At 68.3% G+C, this 18,989-nt stretch carries 15 protein-coding genes, 1 tRNA gene and 3 pseudogenes; 17 read left to right on the top strand and 2 right to left on the bottom strand.

What is annotated here, in order from left to right; all coding sequences use genetic code 11:
* Positions 1-9: 9 nt before the first annotated feature.
* The 8 genes from rpmG (at position 10) to rplA (ending at position 4,131) form a co-directional block, all read left to right on the top strand.
* Complete coding sequence (gene rpmG / locus ACNAYW_RS07645) at positions 10-177, top strand: 50S ribosomal protein L33 (protein ID WP_013125415.1); 168 nt, start codon at positions 10-12, stop codon at positions 175-177.
* Between the two features lie 94 nt (positions 178-271).
* Positions 272-838 (top strand): (3R)-hydroxyacyl-ACP dehydratase subunit HadA, encoded by a 567-nt coding sequence (gene hadA, locus ACNAYW_RS07640; RefSeq protein WP_415849113.1) that lies wholly within the window; start codon positions 272-274, stop codon positions 836-838.
* On the top strand, positions 825-1,250 hold the full coding sequence (hadB, locus tag ACNAYW_RS07635; protein ID WP_415849112.1) for a (3R)-hydroxyacyl-ACP dehydratase subunit HadB: 426 nt from the start codon (positions 825-827) through the stop codon (positions 1,248-1,250). Before hadA ends, hadB begins: the two co-directional genes overlap by 14 nt.
* A 146-nt stretch (positions 1,251-1,396) precedes the next feature.
* Positions 1,397-1,469, top strand: a tRNA-Trp gene (locus ACNAYW_RS07630).
* Positions 1,470-1,546: 77 nt separating this feature from the next.
* Positions 1,547-1,936 carry a preprotein translocase subunit SecE gene (gene secE / locus ACNAYW_RS07625; protein WP_415849111.1) on the top strand — a complete coding sequence of 130 codons (390 nt, stop codon included), beginning with the start codon at positions 1,547-1,549 and terminating at the stop codon, positions 1,934-1,936.
* Positions 1,937-1,978: 42 nt separating this feature from the next.
* On the top strand, positions 1,979-2,803 hold the full coding sequence (gene nusG, locus ACNAYW_RS07620; protein ID WP_415849110.1) for a transcription termination/antitermination protein NusG: 825 nt from the start codon (positions 1,979-1,981) through the stop codon (positions 2,801-2,803).
* A gap of 59 nt (positions 2,804-2,862) precedes the next feature.
* Entirely contained in the window at positions 2,863-3,294 is a 432-nt protein-coding gene (rplK, locus tag ACNAYW_RS07615) for a 50S ribosomal protein L11 (RefSeq protein ID WP_013125420.1), read from the top strand.
* Between the two features lie 123 nt (positions 3,295-3,417).
* Positions 3,418-4,131: a 50S ribosomal protein L1 gene (gene rplA, locus ACNAYW_RS07610; protein ID WP_415849109.1), complete on the top strand. Its 714-nt coding sequence runs from the start codon at positions 3,418-3,420 to the stop codon at positions 4,129-4,131.
* A gap of 72 nt (positions 4,132-4,203) precedes the next feature.
* Here rplA and ACNAYW_RS07605 read toward each other — a convergent pair whose 3' ends face one another.
* Both ACNAYW_RS07605 and ACNAYW_RS07600 read right to left on the bottom strand, forming a co-directional pair.
* Positions 4,204-4,437, bottom strand: coding sequence for a hypothetical protein (locus ACNAYW_RS07605; protein ID WP_415849108.1), 234 nt, complete (start codon positions 4,435-4,437; stop codon positions 4,204-4,206).
* 223 nt (positions 4,438-4,660) lie between these two features.
* Positions 4,661-5,083 (bottom strand): hypothetical protein, encoded by a 423-nt coding sequence (locus ACNAYW_RS07600; protein WP_415849107.1) that lies wholly within the window; start codon positions 5,081-5,083, stop codon positions 4,661-4,663.
* A 178-nt stretch (positions 5,084-5,261) separates the two neighbouring features.
* Here ACNAYW_RS07600 and ACNAYW_RS07595 point away from each other — a divergent pair.
* The 9 genes and pseudogenes from ACNAYW_RS07595 to ACNAYW_RS07555 form a co-directional block, all read left to right on the top strand.
* A pseudogene (locus ACNAYW_RS07595) lies at positions 5,262-5,817 on the top strand (DUF2786 domain-containing protein); the annotation flags it as partial.
* A 1-nt stretch (position 5,818) separates the two neighbouring features.
* Positions 5,819-6,080 (top strand): annotated as a pseudogene (locus tag ACNAYW_RS07590) (DUF2786 domain-containing protein); the annotation flags it as partial.
* A gap of 715 nt (positions 6,081-6,795) precedes the next feature.
* Positions 6,796-7,716, top strand: coding sequence for a hypothetical protein (locus ACNAYW_RS07585; RefSeq protein ID WP_415849276.1), 921 nt, complete (start codon positions 6,796-6,798; stop codon positions 7,714-7,716).
* A gap of 5 nt (positions 7,717-7,721) precedes the next feature.
* Positions 7,722-8,198 carry a TIGR04338 family metallohydrolase gene (locus ACNAYW_RS07580; protein ID WP_415849271.1) on the top strand — a complete coding sequence of 159 codons (477 nt, stop codon included), beginning with the start codon at positions 7,722-7,724 and terminating at the stop codon, positions 8,196-8,198.
* Positions 8,199-8,514: 316 nt separating this feature from the next.
* Positions 8,515-9,045, top strand: a complete 531-nt coding sequence (gene rplJ, locus ACNAYW_RS07575; protein ID WP_415676923.1) for a 50S ribosomal protein L10 — start codon at positions 8,515-8,517, stop codon at positions 9,043-9,045.
* Between the two features lie 99 nt (positions 9,046-9,144).
* Entirely contained in the window at positions 9,145-9,537 is a 393-nt protein-coding gene (rplL, locus tag ACNAYW_RS07570; RefSeq protein WP_415676922.1) for a 50S ribosomal protein L7/L12, read from the top strand.
* A gap of 188 nt (positions 9,538-9,725) precedes the next feature.
* On the top strand, positions 9,726-10,892 hold the full coding sequence (locus tag ACNAYW_RS07565; protein ID WP_415849106.1) for an ABC transporter ATP-binding protein: 1,167 nt from the start codon (positions 9,726-9,728) through the stop codon (positions 10,890-10,892).
* 447 nt (positions 10,893-11,339) lie between these two features.
* Positions 11,340-14,890: pseudogene (rpoB, locus tag ACNAYW_RS07560) on the top strand (DNA-directed RNA polymerase subunit beta).
* A 30-nt stretch (positions 14,891-14,920) separates the two neighbouring features.
* Entirely contained in the window at positions 14,921-18,877 is a 3,957-nt protein-coding gene (locus tag ACNAYW_RS07555) for a DNA-directed RNA polymerase subunit beta' (protein WP_415849105.1), read from the top strand.
* The last annotated feature ends 112 nt before the right edge of the window (positions 18,878-18,989 follow it).

Below are 18,989 nucleotides of genomic sequence, written 5' to 3'. Positions count from 1 at the left end.
GGGACCGTCGTGGCTTCATCGACAGATGTCCGCCCCAAGATCACCTTGGCGTGCGAGGTGTGCAAGCACCGTAACTACATCACCAAGAAGAACCGTCGCAACGATCCCGATCGCCTCGAGCTGAAGAAGTTCTGCCCGAACTGCGGATCGCACCAGGCGCACCGAGAGTCGCGCTGACGTAGACGTCGACAAGGGGGAGGGCATCCACAGCGGATGCCCTCCCTTTTGGCATACTGCCCTTCAGCCCATTCACGATAGGTAGGTTCGTCACGTGAGCAAGGACATCGATGTGCCGGGTGGACCGGTCACCGAGCAGCTCAGCCCCGAAGAAGTCGCGGAGCGCACGCGCGCCGCGGTCGGTTACAACTACGAGTACGACGAGAAGTACTACGTCAGCCGTGAGAAGGTCCGTGAGTTCGCGAACGCGTCCCAGCTGACCGATCCCGTCCACCACGACGTGGAGGCCGCGCGCGCGGCCGGTTACGGCGACATCGTGGCGCCCCCGATCATGTTCTCCCTGATCGGCATCATCGCCCACCGCCCGCTCTTCGAGAACGCGATCGTCGGCTACGGCCGTCGCCCCGTCGTGCAGTCGGCGCAGGAGGTCAAGTTCCACGCGCCGATCGTCGCGGGGATGACGCTCACCACCCACGTGCACTTCGACGCCTTCCGGCAGGCCGCGGGCGCCGACCTGATCGTGACCCGCAACGAGATCCACGACCAGGACGGCAACCACCTCGTCACGTCCTGGACCACCCTGGCCGGCCGGTCGGGCGAGGACGAGGACGCCGAATTCGTCGGTGCAATGGAAAAGGTGATGATGTATGGCGCTTCGTAACTTCGCGGACGTGACGGTGGGCGAGGAGCTCCCGGAGCGCACCTTCGAGCTGACCCGCGGCGACCTGGTGAACTACGCCGGCGTCACCGGCGACCCGAACCCCATCCACTGGTCCGATCACATCGTGAAGCTGGCCGGCATGGAGGACGTCGTCGCGCAGGGCATGCTCACCATGAGCCTGGGCTCGAACTACATCACCGAGTGGCTGGGTGACCCGGGCGCGCTCAAGGAGTACAGCGTGCGCTTCACCGCGCCGGTGTTCGTCCCGGCCGACCAGAAGGCCGAGCTCCTGTACTCGGGCAAGATCAAGTCGCTCGACGAGGAGTCCAAGACGGGCGTCGTCTTCCTGACGGTCAAGCAGGGCGAGCGCAAGATCTTCGGCAAGCCGGTCGCCACCGTCCAGTTCGCCTGACGGTCCGCGGCCCGCTCGGGCCGCATGACCGCGCGTTTTGAGGTGCGGCACCGATGTGCCGTACACTGAACTGTCCGCACCAAACGGCGGGCGTGCGAAAGCGCGCCCTTCGAAGGGTGCGGGTGCGGGGCCGGAAGGTCCCGCAAAGGGGTGTAGCTCAGTTGGTAGAGCAGCGGTCTCCAAAACCGCAGGTCGCAGGTTCGAGTCCTGTCGCCCCTGCATAGCGCGGGCCCCGGGGCCCGGCTGTCGAAATCGGCGGGCCGACGCCCGCTGGACGATCCAGCGGAGGGAAGTGCGTGAGCGACGACAAGGACGACGCGACCACCGGCGAGACCGCCGGCGACAGCGCCGCCGAAGACGCCCAGCAGGCCCGACCCTCCGGTAAGCGCTCCAGCGGCCGTCGTGGCCGCACCGCGCTGGCCGAGGCCCCCGAGCCCGGGACCGCGGTGGAGTCCGGCGCCGCGAAGAAGTCCGCGGACGCGAAGCGCTCGCGCAACCCGTTCGCCGCCATCTGGCTGTTCATCCGCCAGGTCGTCGCGGAGCTGCGGAAGGTCATCTGGCCGACCCGGAGCCAGATGATCAACTACACGATCATCGTGCTGGTCTTCGTGGTGGTCCTCACCGCGATGATCAGCCTCCTCGACCTCGGCTTCGCGAAGCTGATGTTGTGGGCGTTCGGCAAGTAGCCGGACCACACGAGTAGACGAGACGGAAGGAACTTCGGCGCTGTGAGCACCCCGGAGCACAACGAGGCAGAGCTGGACTCCCCTGAGGGCGTGCAGGTCGATGACGCTGCCGCGGCGACCGAGGTGTCGGCCGAGGACGAGGCCCTGATCGAGGTCGAGGAGAGCGTTCTCGGCGCGGACGAGCCCGGCGACGGCGCCGAGATCGTCGCCGAGGAGGAGGCCGAGGAGATCGACCCCGTCGAGGAGCTGAAGGCGCAGCTGCGCACCGCCCCGGGCGACTGGTACGTGATCCACACCTACGCGGGCTACGAGAACAAGGTCAAGGCCAACCTCGAGACCCGTGTCCAGAACCTCGACGTCGGCGACTACATCTTCCAGGTGGAGGTCCCCACCGAGGAGGTCACCGAGATCAAGAACGGTCAGCAGAAGCGGGTCAACCGCAAGGTGCTGCCGGGCTACATCCTGGTGCGCATGGACCTCAACGACGAGTCCTGGGGCGCGGTGCGCAACACCCCCGGCGTCACCGGCTTCGTCGGCCTGACCAGCAAGCCCTCGCCGCTCACGATGAACGAGGTCGTGAAGTTCCTGCTCCCCGAGAGCGCGCGGACCAAGCCCGCCAAGGACAAGGCCGGCGCCGCGTCCGACGGTGCCGCCGCCTCCGGTGGCGCGGTCTCGCAGGGCCCCGCGGTCGAGGTCGACTTCGAGGTCGGCGAGTCGGTCACCGTCATGGACGGCCCGTTCGCCACCCTGCCCGCGTCCATCAGCGAGATCAACGCCGAGCAGCGCAAGCTCAAGGTGCTGGTGTCGATCTTCGGCCGTGAGACGCCCGTCGAGCTCGCCTTCAACCAGGTCGAGAAGATCTCCTAGCGAGATACATGCTTCCCGCGCCGCTGCAAGGCGCGGGGTGATGAAAAAGGAAACTGAGGATGCCCCCGAAGAAGAAGAAGGTCGCCGGGCTCATCAAGCTGCAGATCCAGGCCGGGCAGGCCAACCCTGCTCCGCCCGTGGGTCCCGCGCTTGGTCAGCACGGCGTCAACATCATGGAGTTCTGCAAGGCGTACAACGCCGCGACCGAGTCGCAGCGTGGCAACGTCATCCCCGTCGAGATCACGGTCTACGAGGACCGTTCTTTCGACTTCAAGCTGAAGACTCCTCCGGCCGCCAAGCTGCTGCTCAAGGCAGCGGGCGTGCAGAAGGGCTCGGGCGAGCCGCACAAGACCAAGGTCGCCAAGGTGACCTGGGATCAGGTGCGCGAGATCGCCGAGACCAAGAAGGAAGATCTGAACGCGAACGACGTCGATCAGGCCGCGAAGATCATCGCCGGCACTGCTCGCTCGATGGGCATCACCGTCGAGTAGGTCGTCCGGGCGCGCTCGCGCGCTCGAGTGTCACCGGGAGGCGCACGCCTCCCGTGGGAGGGCCGGCTCGGCCCGCAGAACCACTCACTGCCCACTAGCCGGGCAAGAAACGAAAGAGTTTTCATGAGCAAGAACAGCAAGGCCTACAAGGCCGCTGCCGAGAAGGTCGACAAGGACAAGCTGTACAGCCCGCTCGAGGCCGTCACGCTCGCCAAGGAGACCTCCTCCACCAAGCAGGACGCCACCGTCGAGGTCGCCATGCGACTCGGCGTCGACCCCCGCAAGGCCGATCAGATGGTGCGCGGCACCGTCAACCTGCCGAACGGCACCGGTAAGACGGCCCGCGTGATCGTCTTCGCCGTCGGCGACAAGGCCGAGGAGGCCAAGGCCGCGGGTGCCGACGAGGTGGGCGCCGAGGACCTGATCGAGAAGATCCAGGGCGGCTGGCTCGAGTTCGACGCCGCGATCGCCACCCCGGACCAGATGGCCAAGGTCGGTCGTATCGCTCGCGTGCTCGGCCCGCGTGGCCTCATGCCGAACCCGAAGACCGGCACCGTCACGCCCGACGTGACCAAGGCCGTGGGCGACATCAAGGGCGGCAAGATCACCTTCCGCGTCGACAAGGCCGCGAACCTGCATTTCGTGATCGGCAAGGCGTCCTTCGGCGCCAAGCAGCTGGTGGAGAACTACGGCGCCGCGCTGGACGAGATCCTGCGCGCGAAGCCGTCGGCGGCCAAGGGCCGGTACCTGAAGAAGGTCACCGTCTCGACGACCACCGGACCGGGCATCCCGGTGGACCCGCAGCGTGTGAGCAACCTCGCCGAGGAAGAGGCGTAAGCCTCCCTCATCAGGGTCTGACGAAAGCCCCCGGTCTCCGCAAGGAGGCCGGGGGCTTCGTCGTCTCCGTGATCAGAGCAGCGCGGTGCCCGAGCTCGCGATGAGGAACATGAGCAGGAAGAAGCCGCCGAAGGCCAGGAGTGCGAGCAGCGTCAGGGCGGTGAGTGCGCCGCCGATGATCATGCCGACCGTCGCGAGCGTGTTCTTGTAACCCCGGTCCCGCGACTGCCGGTGCGCGATCCAGCTGACGATCAGTCCCACGGGGTAGAAGCCCAGGACGGTGAGCACGAGGCCGACGATCCCCATCGCCTGGTCCGGGTCCTGCAGGACCTGCGGCGGAGGGTAACCGGGCTAGGGCTGGTAGCCCGGGTAGGGCTGGGCGGGGTACGACGGTGGCGGTTCCGCCGGGTCGTAACCGTACGGGTNGCTGGGCGCCGACATCGTGATCGNNNNCTGTGTCGTTGCGGAGATCGGTGGGTGCGTCGACCGTAGCCGGGCGCAGTGGCGGACGGTGCGCGGCCGAGCCGGCTCAGAGGACGGTGAGCAGCCGGAGGAGTGTGGACACGAGCCCGTACGTCAGGAGCATCATGCACAGGATCATGGTGACGACGGCGATCGCGTTGGTGTGCCCGTGCCGCTTGGAGGCGCTGAACGCGTGGATCGAGAGGAACAGCGTCGACATCGTCGCCGGCAGGAAGAACGTGGGATTCAGGTCGACCATCGTGCCGAGCGCGAAGATCGGCAGCGCGAGGACGAAGAACATCACCAGCCCGACGACCGCCGTGATCCTGCCCGGATCGGCGGCGGGGCGCGGCCGGGGTGGGATCGGGGCGTACGGCCCGGCGTAGGGCCGCGGGAGGAATCCTCCGTGGGGCGTGATCGCCGGGCGGTACTGCGGGTACCCCGGGTAACGCTGCTGATACCGACCGGGTGCGGGCGGGCGAACCGACACTGATGTCTCCTTCGGCAGGGGGTCCGGTGAACTGGTTGGACGGTATCCATCGCGGCAGGGTGATCCGCTTGTCGTTCGCTTGGGCCGCCGCGGGGGCCATGGGTGGGACTCGCAGCGTCGGGTGGCTCGTGGCGTCGGGCGCGGAAACGTGTCAGCGGGCGCCGGTATCGTCGCGCCCATGAACGACGACAGGCTGCTCGCCCGGATCGGGGCGCTGTTGCGGCAGGCGGAGGGCACCGACAACGAGCACGAGGCCGCCACGTTCACCGAGGCCGCGCAGCGGCTCGCGACCGCCGCGTCGATCGACCTCGCGGTCGCCCGCGCTCACCAGCGCGGCGCCGAGCGGGCCCGCGCCGTCCCCGAGCAGCGCACCGTCCGGATCGGGGAGGCGGGCCGCCGCGGCCTGCGCACCTTCGTCGAGTTGTTCGTCGCGATCGCCCAGTCGAACGACGTGCGGTGCGATGTCGCCTCCAACTCCACGTTCGTCTTCGCGTACGGATTCGCGGAGGACGTGGACGCCTGCGAGGCGCTGTACGCCTCCCTGGTGATCCAGATGGTCCGCGCGTCCGACGCCTACCTCCGCTCGGGCGCGCACAAGTCGGAGACGGTGCAGCAGCTCTACGAGGATCGCCGCACCCGGCGCCGGTGGGTGGAGACCAAGCCGGTCTCGGGGGTCACCGCGCGGATCAATTTCCAGTCGGCCTTCGCCGCCCGCATCGGGGCCCGGCTCGCCGNGGCCCGGGCCGAGGCCACGGCTCGGGCCACGGAACAGGGCGAGCCCGGCACCGCGGTCGCGCTGCGCGACAAGGAACTCGAGCTCACCTCCTTCTACCGGGACGAGTCCACCGCGCGCGGGCGTTGGCGCGGGTCCGCCGCGTCGGCCGGGTACTCCGACGGTGCGCGCCGCGCCGGTGATCGCGCCGGCCGGTCCGCGCGCCTCGGCACCCACTCCGAGCTGGGCGGCAGCCGCGGCGCGCTGGAGCAGGGCGCGCCGTGAACCCGTACCCGCCGCCCCCGCCGGCCGCGCCGCCACCGNCGNGCGGAAACGCGGGGCTGTGGTGGGCGATCGGGGGAGCGGTGCTCGTCCTCGTGCTCGTCGCGGTGCTCGCAGTGGTCGCACTGACGGCGCGCCGCGGCCCGTCCGCGGAGACCGTGGCCGCGCCGTCGTCGGCCGCGGACGCCCGGTGCGGGATCCCCGGGCGCTCCTCGCGGACCCCGATCACCGACCGGGTGACCGCGGGCCCGCTGTCCTTTCCGGTGTCCGCGGCACCGGGGTGGGAGCCGCAGACCGGCCAGGCGTTCTCGCACGGGGCGGAGGCCGTCGGGCTCGTCCAGGAGGTCGTCGCCGGCGTCTGGCAGGCCCACGTGGAGGTGGGGCTGACCGCGTTCGCGCCCAAGCTCCCCGCCGCGGTGGCCGCGCAGCGGATCCTGGCGTGCCTCGCGGACGAGAGCGCGTACACCTCGTACCGGCCGCAGCTGGCCGGGGTGAACGACGCCGAGGCGGTCACCGTCGACGGGGTGCCCGCCGCCCGCGTCTCGGCGCGTCTGCTCGTCGAGCGCGGTGGCCTCCCGTTCCCGGGCGACCTCGTTACTGTTGTGGTGATCGACTCGGCGCCGCAGGCATACTTCGAGTCGGACACCCCGATCGGGGACACCGCCCTCGCGGCGGTGGCCCAGCAGGTCTTCGAGCAGCTCAAGGTGGCGAGGGACGTATGAGCAACCCGCAGGATCCGAACGGGCAACAGCCCGATCCGTACGCACAGCCGGACCCGTACGCCCAGGGGGGCTACCAGTACGGGTACGGGCAGCAGACGAATCCGTATGCGCAGCAGCCCTACCAGCAGGGTTATCCGCAGCAGGGCTACCAGTACCCGGGGCAGCAGTACCCGGGTCAGCAGCAGTACCCCGGGCAGGGGCAGCCGCCGCAGAAGCCGAATCGCACGGGCCTGTACGCCGCGATCGGCATCGCGGTGGTGCTGGTGATCGCGGTGGCCGTCGCCGCGGTGCTGCTCGTGGTCAACTCCGGCTCCGACGAGGGCGATCGCACCGCCGCGCCCAGTGCCGGCCCCACCTCGGTCACGCCCAGCACGGGCGGCGACTGCGGCGTGCCCGGTACCGGCCTTGCCTCGCCGATCACCGACCGGGTCGCCTCGGGCCCGCTGTCCTTCCCCGTCGCGGCCGCGCCGGGCTGGGAGCAGGAGAGCTACACCGTGTACGCGCAGAGCATCGCCGCCGCGGGCCTGCAGAAGTCGATGGACGACGGCCAGCCCTGGCAGGCCGGCGCGGAGGTCGGCCAGACCAACTTCAACTCCAAGCTGGACCCCAAGGACGCCGCGTCGCGCATGATCCAGTGCATCGCCGACGGCGCCGGCTACAACAACGTCACCTCGAAGCGGGTCGAGCAGTCCGCGGCGGAATCGATCACCGTCGACGGGGTGCCCGCCGCCAAGGTCACCGGCAAGATCCTGGTCACCGGCGACAAGCTCACCGTCGCGGGCGACGACGTCACCGTGATCGTCATCGCCTCCGCGCCGCAGACCTACGCGATGCTCGTCATCCCGATCGGCCGCGACGACATGGCCGCGACGGGCAAGGCGATCATCGAGCAGCTCAAGGTCGCCAAGGATGTGTAGCCGCGCTGGCTAGGGACGCACAGCGGGCCGCCGTCTACCGCGCGGAGGAACTGGTCCGCGGCCTGTTCGAGCACGCCGGGGCGGGGCGCACCGTCGATGTGCTCGGGGTGCCGCTGACGCTGCCGCCCGAGGCCCGGTTCGCCTCCCTCGACGCGGTGCAGGCCTACGCCGACCGCGTCGTCGGGGCCGGCACGGTGCGGGTGCGGGCCCGCGCGGGCGCCGCCGGCGCGCACTACGAGAGCGGCCCCGCCGGGCCCGTCGTGGCCGTCCCCGCCGGGCGCGACGGTGCCTGGGCGTTGCGCGAGCTGGTGATCCTGCACGAGCTCGCGCACCACGCCGTCGCCTCCGCGGGCGCCGACGGTGCCGCCCACGGACCGTCGTTCACGGCCGCGTTCGTCGAGCTGGCGGCCCGCGTCATGGGGCCGGAAGCCGGCCTCGCGCTGCGCATCGTCTACACCGAGTCCGGCGTCGCCGTCGGCTGAAGCGGCGTCTCGTGAGGAGGCCCGGCGTCCGATGGGGGATTCGTCGCCGCACGCGCGTGGGCACCGTCGACCGGCGATTTGGCGACGGACCGGCACTCGCGTACTCTGGTCCCTTGGAATCCGGTGACAACCGGACCGTTCCACCGAAGACCGTCGGTCATCAGGCGCGAGCCTGATCGAAGGTCCGGCCCCGAGCCGGCGACCCACGCAGGAGGACGAGGATTCTTCATGAACCCCGTGCGCCCTGCGCCGGGGTTCTCGTCGTTTCAGGGCAAGGCCTCCACAAGACGGATGACACGTAGAGAGGAGGCGAAGTATGGCAAACGCCGAGAAGGTCGCAGCAGTCGCTGAGATCGCTGAGCAGTTCTCCAAGTCCACGGCCACCGTGGTCACCGAGTACCGCGGGCTGTCGGTCGGTTCCATCACCGAGCTGCGTCGTTCGCTCGGAGAGGGTGCTACCTACTCCGTCGCCAAGAACACCCTGGTCAAGCTCGCCGCCAAGGATGCTGGCGTCGAGGGCCTGGACGAGCTGTTCGTGGGCCCGACCGCTATCGCCTTCATCGAGGGTGAGCCGGTCGAGGCCGCCAAGGCGATCAAGAAGTTCGCCAAGGACAACAAGGCCCTGGTCATCAAGGGCGGCTACATGGACGGCAAGGCGCTGTCCGTGGCCGAGGTCGAGCGCATCGCCGATCTCGAGTCGCGCGAGGTGCTCCTGGCCAAGCTCGCCGGTGCCATGAAGGGCAACTTGGCGAAGGCCGCTGGCCTGTTCAACGCTCCCGCCTCGCAGGTGGCCCGCCTGGCCGCCGCGCTGCAGGAGAAGAAGGCCGCCGACGAGGCTGCCGCGTAAGACCGCTGATCCAGCGAACCCCCGCGCGCACCGCTCGCGGGAACCATCACCACCTTGCCTCGCGGATCAGCGAGCAAGACTGAACGGAAGGACGCCACCATGGCGAAGCTCACCACCGACGAGCTGCTTGATGCTTTCAAGGAGCTGACCCTGCTCGAGCTCAGCGAGTTCGTGAAGGCCTTCGAGGAGACCTTCGAGGTCACCGCTGCTGCTCCGGTCGCCGTCGCGGCTGCCGGCGCTGCCCCCGCGGCCGGCGGCGCCGACGCCGCTGCCGACCAGGACGAGTTCGACGTCATCCTCGAGGGTGCCGGCGACAAGAAGATCCAGGTCATCAAGGTCGTCCGCGAGCTGGTTTCGGGCCTCGGCCTGAAGGAGGCCAAGGACCTCGTCGAGGGCGCCCCCAAGGCGATCCTGGAGAAGGTCGACAAGGAGGCCGCCGACGCCGCCAAGGCCAAGCTCGAGGAGGCCGGCGCTTCGGTTTCGGTCAAGTAATAGCCGAACCGCACGTCAGTGCTGCAACCGCCCCGTCGCCCCGTGCGACGGGGCGGTTCTCGTATCCGACGGTGCCGCGGGCGGCCGAATAGAACAGGTCCGGTACCGCCACCAGCGGCGACTGGGGTACTGTGCTCCCAGCGGTCTGTGGTGCGAGCCACACCTGGAAGCGACGAAAGGTCTCGACAGTGGGTGTCGAAGTAACTACCAAGAACCTGACGAAGTCGTTCGGGTCCCAGAACATCTGGTCCGACGTTTCGCTGACCCTGCCCGCGGGCGAGGTCTCGGTTCTGCTCGGCCCGTCGGGTACCGGCAAGTCGGTTTTCCTGAAGTCCCTGATCGGTCTGCTGCGCCCCGAGGAGGGCGAGATCATCATCGACGGCACGGACATCCTCACCTGTACGTCCTCGGAGCTGTACGAGATCCGCAAGATGTTCGGCGTGCTGTTCCAGGACGGCGCGCTGTTCGGCTCGATGAACCTGTACGACAACACGGCCTTCCCGCTTCGTGAGCACACGAAGAAGAAGGAGAGCGAGATCCGTCAGATCACGATGGAGAAGCTCGAGATGGTCGGTCTGATCGGCGCGGAGGACAAGCTCCCCGGTGAGATCTCGGGTGGTATGCGTAAGCGCGCCGGCCTCGCCCGCGCCCTGGTGATGGACCCGAAGATCATGCTCGTCGACGAGCCGGACTCGGGCCTGGACCCCGTGCGTACCACCTACACCAGCCAGCTGCTGATGGACATCAACGCGCAGATCGACTGCACGACGCTGATCGTCTCGCACAACATCAACATCGCCCGCACGGTGCCGGACAACATGGGCATGCTGTTCCTCAAGCACCTCGTCATGTTCGGCCCCCGCGAGGTGCTGCTCACCTCCGAGGAGCCGGTGGTCAAGCAGTTCCTCTCCGGTTCGATGATCGGCCCGATCGGTATGTCGGAGGAGAAGGACTCGGCGCAGATGGAGGCCGAGATGGCCCGCGTCGCCGCCGGCCACTCCGACGGTGGCGTGGACGTGCCGGACGAGATCGCGCCGCAGATGCAGCCGACGCCCGGCATGCCGCCCCGCAAGGGCGAGGCCCGTCGTAAGGCCCGCGTCCGCCAGATCCTGCCGACGCTGCCGGAGAAGGCGCAGATCGCCATCCGCAAGGACCTGGGTGACGATCCGGCGGATTACGCCACCACCGCGCCCGCGGTCGCGGCGCAGCAGGAGTACCAGCAGGCCCCCGAGACGGCCCCCGTCTCGATCCAGAAGGAGTACGCGGGCGACGAGTCCCCGACGTCGGCCTACCCGGTCACGCAGGCGGACGAGAACCCCACCGACCACCTGCCGAAGGTGGAGGGCGGGCGCTGATCGCACCGTCGTAGCAACTCGACTCGCACCGGCCCGGGAACGCCTCCCGGGCCGGTGTCGTCGTCTCCGGGCCCGGATCGGGCCCACGTCGGCCCCGATATTCGAAGGAAATCGGCGGTTTCGCTTGACGTCCGGGCGGATACGGGTCAGAGTTATCGGCAGGACGCGACGCGCTCGTGTCCACGTGAGAGCATCCTCGGGTGCCTCCGGCCCGCACGGCAGCCAGCCCGCGGCCGGGGCCGACGGCTGATCCGACCGACGATGCCGGTGTTCGAAGAACGGCGCGCGTCATGCTTGCGCCCAAGCCTCTCGGGGCTTAGTCTGGACTGCCCCTTGCGGGGTGGTCATTCCTCTGTTAATGTTGGACGTTGCGCTGGCTGCCTCCTGCCCATCTGAATATTCGCCCTTCATAGGGGCCGTACTCTGCGGGTTGCCGTCAGCACAGTTTTGGCAACGTTACTAGTCACAGCAGAGGACGCATCTTGGCAGTCTCCGTCTCCAGCCAGACTCAGAACGATCAGAACGACGCCGTGGTGCCCGGAGCGCCCAAGCGCGTGTCGTTCGCGAAGATCTCCGAGCCCCTTCCCGTACCGGGCCTGCTCGACCTGCAGATCGACTCGTTCGAGTGGCTCGTCGGTACGCCCGCTTGGCGGGAGAAGGCCGCTGCGCGCGGCGAGGCACAGCCCACCGGCGGTCTGGAGGACATCCTCGCTGAGCTGTCCCCCATCGAGGACTTCTCGGGCTCGATGTCGCTGTCCTTCTCCGATCCGCGCTTCGACGAGGTCAAGGCCTCGATCGAGGAGTGCAAGGACAAGGACATGACGTACGCGGCCCCGCTGTTCGTCACCGCCGAGTTCATCAACAACAACACCGGTGAGATCAAGTCGCAGACCGTCTTCATGGGCGATTTCCCCATGATGACGGACAAGGGCACGTTCATCATCAACGGCACCGAGCGTGTCGTCGTCTCGCAGCTCGTCCGTAGCCCGGGCGTGTACTTCGACGAGAACATCGACAAGTCGACCGAGAAGCCGCTGCACAGCGTCAAGGTCATCCCGGCCCGCGGTGCGTGGCTCGAGTTCGACGTGGACAAGCGCGACACCGTCGGCGTCCGCATCGACCGCAAGCGCCGCCAGCCGGTCACCGTGCTGCTCAAGGCCCTCGGCTGGACCAGCGAGCAGATCCTCGAGCGCTTCGGCTTCTCGGAGATCATGCGGTCCACCCTGGAGAAGGACAACACGGCCGGCACCGACGAGGCGCTGCTCGACATCTACCGCAAGCTGCGCCCGGGCGAGCCGCCCACGAAGGAGTCGGCGCAGACCCTGCTGGAGAACCTGTTCTTCAAGGAGAAGCGCTACGACCTGGCCCGCGTCGGCCGGTACAAGCTCAACAAGAAGCTCGGTCTCCCGGCGAACTCCGACGGCACGCAGCCGCTGGTGCTCACCGAGGAGGACATCGTCGCGACGATCGAGTACCTCGTGCGCCTGCACGAGGCACCGTCGGAGCAGCTGACCTACATGACCGTGCCGGACGGCGACGAGGTCCCCGTCGAGGTCGACGACATCGACCACTTCGGCAACCGTCGCCTGCGCACCGTCGGCGAGCTGATCCAGAACCAGCTCCGCGTGGGCCTGTCCCGCATGGAGCGCGTCGTGCGCGAGCGCATGACCACGCAGGACGTCGAGGCGATCACCCCGCAGACCCTGATCAACATCCGCCCGGTCTCGGCGGCGATCAAGGAGTTCTTCGGCACCTCGCAGCTCTCGCAGTTCATGGACCAGAACAACCCGCTCTCGGGCCTGACCCACAAGCGCCGCCTGTCGGCGCTGGGCCCGGGCGGCCTGTCGCGTGAGCGCGCGGGCCTCGAGGTCCGCGACGTCCACCCGTCGCACTACGGCCGCATGTGCCCGATCGAGACCCCTGAGGGCCCGAACATCGGCCTGATCGGCTCGCTCTCGGTGTACGCGCGGGTCAACCCGTTCGGCTTCATCGAGACCCCGTACCGCAAGGTCACGGACGGTCGGACCACCGATGAGATCGTCTACATGACGGCCGACGAGGAGGACCGCTACTACATCGCGCAGGCGAACGCGGCCACCGACGCCGACGGTCGCCTGACCGACGAGAAGGTGCTCGTGCGTAAGCGCGGCTCCGAGGTCGAGTTCGTCCCCGTCTCCGCCGTGGAGTACATGGACATCTCGCCGCGCCAGATGGTCTCCGTCGCGACCGCGATGATCCCGTTCCTCGAGCACGACGACGCCAACCGTGCCCTCATGGGCGCGAACATGCAGCGTCAGGCCGTGCCGCTGGTCCGTTCCGAGTCGCCGCTGGTCGGCACCGGTATGGAGCTGCGCGCCGCGGTCGACGCCGGCGACGTCGTCATCACCGAGAAGCCGGGCGTCGTGGAGGAGGTCTCGGCCGACTTCATCACGATCATGGCCGACGAGGGCACCCGCAAGACCTACAAGCTGCGCAAGTTCGCGCGCAGCAACCAGGGCACCTGCGCGAACCAGCGTCCGATCGTGAACGCCGGCCAGCACGTCGAGGCGGGCCAGGTCCTGGCCGACGGCCCCTGCACCGACAACGGTGAGATGGCGCTCGGCAAGAACCTGCTCGTGGCGATCATGCCGTGGGAGGGTCACAACTACGAGGACGCGATCATCCTCTCGCAGCGCCTGGTGGAGGAGGACGTGCTCACGTCCATCCACATCGAGGAGCACGAGATCGATGCGCGCGACACGAAGCTGGGCGCCGAGGAGATCACCCGGGACATCCCGAACGTCTCCGACGAGGTGCTGGCCGATCTCGACGAGCGCGGCATCATCCGCATCGGCGCCGAGGTCCGCGACGGCGACATCCTGGTCGGCAAGGTCACCCCGAAGGGCGAGACCGAGCTGACCCCGGAGGAGCGGCTGCTCCGCGCGATCTTCGGTGAGAAGGCGCGCGAGGTCCGCGACACCTCGCTCAAGGTGCCCCACGGCGAGACCGGCAAGGTCATCGGCGTCCGCGTGTTCTCGCGCGACGACGACGACGAGCTGGCCCCCGGCGTGAACGAGCTGGTCCGCGTGTACGTGGCCCAGAAGCGCAAGGTCCAGGACGGCGACAAGCTGGCCGGCCGCCACGGCAACAAGGGCGTCATCGGCAAGATCCTCCCCGCCGAGGACATGCCCTTCCTGCCCGACGGCACCCCGGTCGACATCATCCTCAACACGCACGGCGTGCCGCGTCGTATGAACATCGGCCAGATCCTGGAGACCCACCTCGGGTGGGTCGCCAAGACCGGCTGGGACGTGCGCGACGAGAACGGGAACATCCCGGACTGGGCGTCGGCGCTGCCCGAGGAGATGTACAGCCAGCCCAAGGACACCAACACCGCCACCCCCGTCTTCGACGGTGCGCGGGACGAGGAGCTGGCCGGCCTGCTCGGCTCGACGCTCCCCAACCGCGACGGCGACGTGATGGTCCAGGCGGACGGCAAGGCGACGCTGTTCGACGGCCGTTCGGGCGAGCCCTTCCCGTACCCGGTGGCCATCGGCTACATGTACATCCTCAAGCTGCACCACCTGGTCGACGAGAAGATCCACGCCCGTTCCACCGGCCCGTACTCGATGATCACGCAGCAGCCGCTGGGTGGTAAGGCGCAGTTCGGTGGTCAGCGCTTCGGCGAGATGGAGTGCTGGGCGATGCAGGCGTACGGCGCCGCCTACACCCTGCAGGAGCTGCTCACCATCAAGTCGGACGACGTGGTCGGCCGCGTGAAGGTGTACGAGGCGATCGTCAAGGGCGAGAACATCCCCGAGCCGGGCATCCCCGAGTCGTTCAAGGTGCTCCTCAAGGAGCTCCAGTCGCTCTGCCTGAACGTGGAGGTGCTGTCGTCCGACGGTGCCGCCATCGAGATGGCCGACGGCGACGACGAGGATCTCGAGCGCGCTGCTGCCAACCTCGGCATCAACCTCTCGCGCAACGAGAACGCCTCCGCCGAAGATCTCGCGAACTAGCCCCCGCCAACCGAACGAATTAGGAGAGAAGTGCTCGACGTCAACTTCTTCGACGAACTGAAGATCGGTCTGGCGACCGCCGATGACATCCGTAACTGGAGCTACGGCGAGGTCAAGAAGCCCGAGACCATCAACTACCGCACGCTCAAGCCCGAGAAGGACGGCCTGTTCTGCGAGAAGATCTTCGGACCTACTCGCGACTGGGAGTGCTACTGCGGTAAGTACAAGCGCGTCCGCTTCAAGGGCATCATCTGCGAGCGCTGCGGCGTCGAGGTCACTCGCGCCAAGGTGCGTCGCGAGCGGATGGGCCACATCGAGCTGGCCGCTCCCGTCACCCACATCTGGTACTTCAAGGGCGTCCCGTCGCGCTTGGGCTACCTGCTGGACCTGGCGCCGAAGGATCTCGAGAAGATCATCTACTTCGCCGCCTACGTGATCACCGAGGTCGACGAGGAGCAGCGCCACAACGAGCAGTCCACGCTCGAGGCCGAGATCACCTCCGAGAAGAAGGTGCTCGAGGACCAGCGCGACGTGGACCTCGAGAACCGCGCCAAGAAGCTGGAGGACGACCTGGCCGTCCTCGAGGCCGAGGGTGCCAAGGCCGACCAGCGCCGCAAGGTGAAGGACGGCGGCGAGCGGGAGATGCGGCAGATCCGCGACCGCGCGCAGCGCGCCATCGACGAGCTCGACGAGATCTGGACGACCTTCGTCAAGCTCGCGCCGAAGGACATGATCGTCGACGAGAAGCTCTACCGTGAGCTGCAGGACCGTTACGGCGAGTACTTCAAGGGCGCCATGGGCGCCGAGGCGATCAAGAAGCTCATCGAGAACTTCGACATCGACGCCGAGGCCGAGTCGCTGCGCGAGACGATCCGTTCGGGCAAGGGGCAGAAGAAGCTCCGCGCGCTCAAGCGGCTCAAGGTCGTGGCGGCGTTCCAGCAGTCGGGCAACTCGCCGCTGGGCATGGTCCTCGACGCGGTGCCGGTGATCCCGCCGGAGCTGCGCCCGATGGTCCAGCTCGACGGTGGCCGGTTCGCCACGTCCGACCTGAACGACCTCTACCGTCGCGTGATCAACCGCAACAACCGCCTCAAGCGACTGATCGACCTCGGCGCGCCCGAGATCATCGTCAACAACGAGAAGCGGATGCTGCAGGAGTCCGTCGACGCGCTGTTCGACAACGGCCGGCGCGGCCGTCCGGTCACCGGACCGGGCAACCGCCCGCTCAAGTCGCTGTCCGATCTGCTCAAGGGCAAGCAGGGCCGGTTCCGCCAGAACCTGCTCGGCAAGCGCGTGGACTACTCGGGCCGTTCGGTCATCGTCGTGGGCCCGCAGCTCAAGCTGCACCAGTGCGGCCTGCCGAAGCTGATGGCGCTCGAGCTGTTCAAGCCCTTCGTGATGAAGCGCCTGGTGGATCTGAACCACGCGCAGAACATCAAGTCGGCCAAGCGCATGGTCGAGCGGCAGCGTCCGCAGGTGTGGGACGTCCTCGAAGAGGTCATCGCCGAGCACCCCGTGCTGCTCAACCGTGCTCCCACGCTGCACCGTCTGGGCATCCAGGCGTTCGAGCCGCAGCTCGTGGAGGGCAAGGCCATCCAGCTGCACCCGCTCGTCTGTGAGGCGTTCAACGCCGACTTCGACGGTGACCAGATGGCCGTGCACCTCCCGCTGTCCGCGGAGGCGCAGGCCGAGGCCCGCATCCTGATGCTGTCCTCGAACAACATCCTGTCGCCGGCGTCGGGTCGCCCGCTCGCCATGCCCCGTCTGGACATGGTGACCGGCCTGTACCACCTGACCACCGAGAAGACCGACGCGAAGGGCGCGTACACGCCCGCCGCGAAGGATCAGCCGGAGACCGGTGTGTACTCGTCGCCGGCCGAGGCCATCATGGCCGTCGACCTGGGCGATCTGTCGATCCAGGCTCCGATCAAGGTGCGGCTCACGCAGCAGCGCCCGGCGGCCGAGGTCGAGGCGGAGCTGTTCGACGGTGCGTGGACCCGCGGTCAGGCCTGGACGGCCGAGACCACCCTGGGCCGCGTGCTGTTCAACGAGCTGCTCCCGGCGGACTACCCGTTCATCGACGAGCAGATGCCGAAGAAGCGTCAGGCCGTGATCATCAACGACCTGGCCGAGCGGTACCCGATGATCGTGGTGGCGCAGACCGTCGACAAGCTCAAGGACGCCGGCTTCTACTGGGCCACGCGTTCGGGTGTCACGGTCTCGATGTCCGACGTGCTCGTTCCCCCGAGCAAGAAGGAGATCCTCGACCGCTACGAGGAGCGTGCCGACGGCATCGAGCGCAAGTACGCCCGCGGTGCCCTCACCTCGGGTGAGCGTCGCGACGCGCTGGTGGAGATCTGGAAGCAGGCCACCGACGAGGTCGGTAAGGCGATCGACGACTTCTACCCCGAAGACAACCCGATCACGATGATCCCGAAGTCGGGTGCTACCGGCAACATGACCCAGGTGCGGAACCTGGCGGGCATGAAGGGCCTGGTGACGAACCCGAAGGGTGAGTTCATCCCGCGTCCGATCAAGTCCTCCTTCCGTGAGGGCCTGACGGTGCTGGAGTACTTCATCAACACCCACGGCGCTCGTAAGGGTCTGGCCGATACCGCGCTGCGTACGGCGGACTCGGGCTACCTGACCCGTCGTCTGGTCGACGTCTCGCAGGACGTCATCGTCCGCGAGACCGACTGCGGCACCAGCCGCGGCATCGTCGTCCCGCTGGCGGAGGTGCAGGCCGACGGTTCGCTGATCCGCGACGCGCACGTCGAGACCTCGGCGTACGCCCGCACGCTCGCCGAGGACGCGGTCGCCAAGGACGGCACCGTCGTCGTCGAGCGCGGTCACGACCTGGGCGACCCGCAGATCGAGGCGCTGCTCGAGGCCGGCATCGCGGAGGTGAAGGTGCGCTCCGTGCTCACCTGCACCACCGGCACCGGCGTCTGCGCCACCTGCTACGGCCGCTCGATGGCGACCGGCAAGCTCGTCGACATCGGCGAGGCCGTCGGTATCGTCGCCGCGCAGTCGATCGGTGAGCCCGGTACCCAGCTGACCATGCGTACCTTCCACCAGGGTGGCGTCGGTGACGACATCACCGGCGGTCTGCCGCGAGTCACCGAGCTGTTCGAGGCCCGTGTCCCCAAGGGCAAGGCCCCGATCGCCGAGGTCTCCGGCCGCATCCGCCTGGAGGACGACGACCGGTTCTACACGATCACCATCACGCCGGACGACGGCAGCGAAGAGGTCGTGTACGACAAGATCAGCAAGCGCCAGCGCCTCCGCGTGTTCAAGCACGAGGACGGCTCGGAGCGCCTGCTGGCCGACGGTGACCACGTGCAGGTGGGCCAGCAGCTCCTCGAGGGCGCTGCCGACCCGCACGAGGTGCTGCGCGTCATGGGCCCGCGCCAGGTGCAGGTGCACCTGGTCAACGAGGTCCAGGAGGTGTACCGGTCGCAGGGTGTGTCGATCCACGACAAGCACATCGAGACCATCGTGCGTCAGATGCTGCGTCGCGTGACGATCATCGACTCGGGTTCGACGGAGTTCCTGCCCGGCTCGCTCACCGAGCGTTCCGAGTTCGAGTCCGAGAACCGTCGCGTCGTGGCCGAGGGCGGCGAGCCCGCGGCCGGCCGGCCGGTGCTCATGGGCATCACCAAGGCCTCGCTCGCGACCGATTCGTGGCTGTCGGCGGCCTCCTTCCAGGAGACCACCCGCGTGCTCACGGACGCCGCGATCAACACCCGCTCCGACAAGCTGGTGGGCCTCAAGGAGAACGTCATCATCGGTAAGCTCATCCCGGCCGGTACGGGCATCAACAAGTACCGGAACATCCAGGTGCAGCCGACCGAGGAGGCCCGCGCGGCCGCGTACTCGGTGCCGACCTTCGACGACCAGTACTACGGCCCGGAGGGTGCGTTCGGCGCCCCGTCCGGCGCCGCGGTGCCGCTCGACGACTACGGCTTCTCCGACGGTTACCGGTGAGCTGAGTAGCTGACAACGGCCCCCGACCTGTTCGCAGGTCGGGGGCCGTTCTCATTGTCCGACGGTGCCGGGTGGTCGGGCCGGGCGGGGGCGTCGCTGCTCAGGTCCGGGC

The organism is Tsukamurella ocularis (assembly GCF_965138335.1).
GTDB classification, from domain to species: Bacteria; Actinomycetota; Actinomycetes; order Mycobacteriales; family Mycobacteriaceae; genus Tsukamurella; species Tsukamurella ocularis_A.
The sequence above is the reverse complement of the archived record's forward strand: the minus strand, read 5'-3'. Positions and strand labels throughout refer to the sequence as shown.

Coding starts and splice junctions, on each gene's coding strand:
- rplJ (WP_415676923.1), top strand. CDS start 8,515: ATGGCAAACGCCGAGAAGGTCGCAGCAGTCGCTGAGATCGCTGAGCAG.
- rplK (WP_013125420.1), top strand. CDS start 2,863: ATGCCCCCGAAGAAGAAGAAGGTCGCCGGGCTCATCAAGCTGCAGATC.
- rplA (WP_415849109.1), top strand. CDS start 3,418: ATGAGCAAGAACAGCAAGGCCTACAAGGCCGCTGCCGAGAAGGTCGAC.
- hadB (WP_415849112.1), top strand. CDS start 825: ATGGCGCTTCGTAACTTCGCGGACGTGACGGTGGGCGAGGAGCTCCCG.
- ACNAYW_RS07605 (WP_415849108.1), bottom strand. CDS start 4,437: ATGGGGATCGTCGGCCTCGTGCTCACCGTCCTGGGCTTCTACCCCGTG.
- ACNAYW_RS07585 (WP_415849276.1), top strand. CDS start 6,796: ATGAGCAACCCGCAGGATCCGAACGGGCAACAGCCCGATCCGTACGCA.
- rplL (WP_415676922.1), top strand. CDS start 9,145: ATGGCGAAGCTCACCACCGACGAGCTGCTTGATGCTTTCAAGGAGCTG.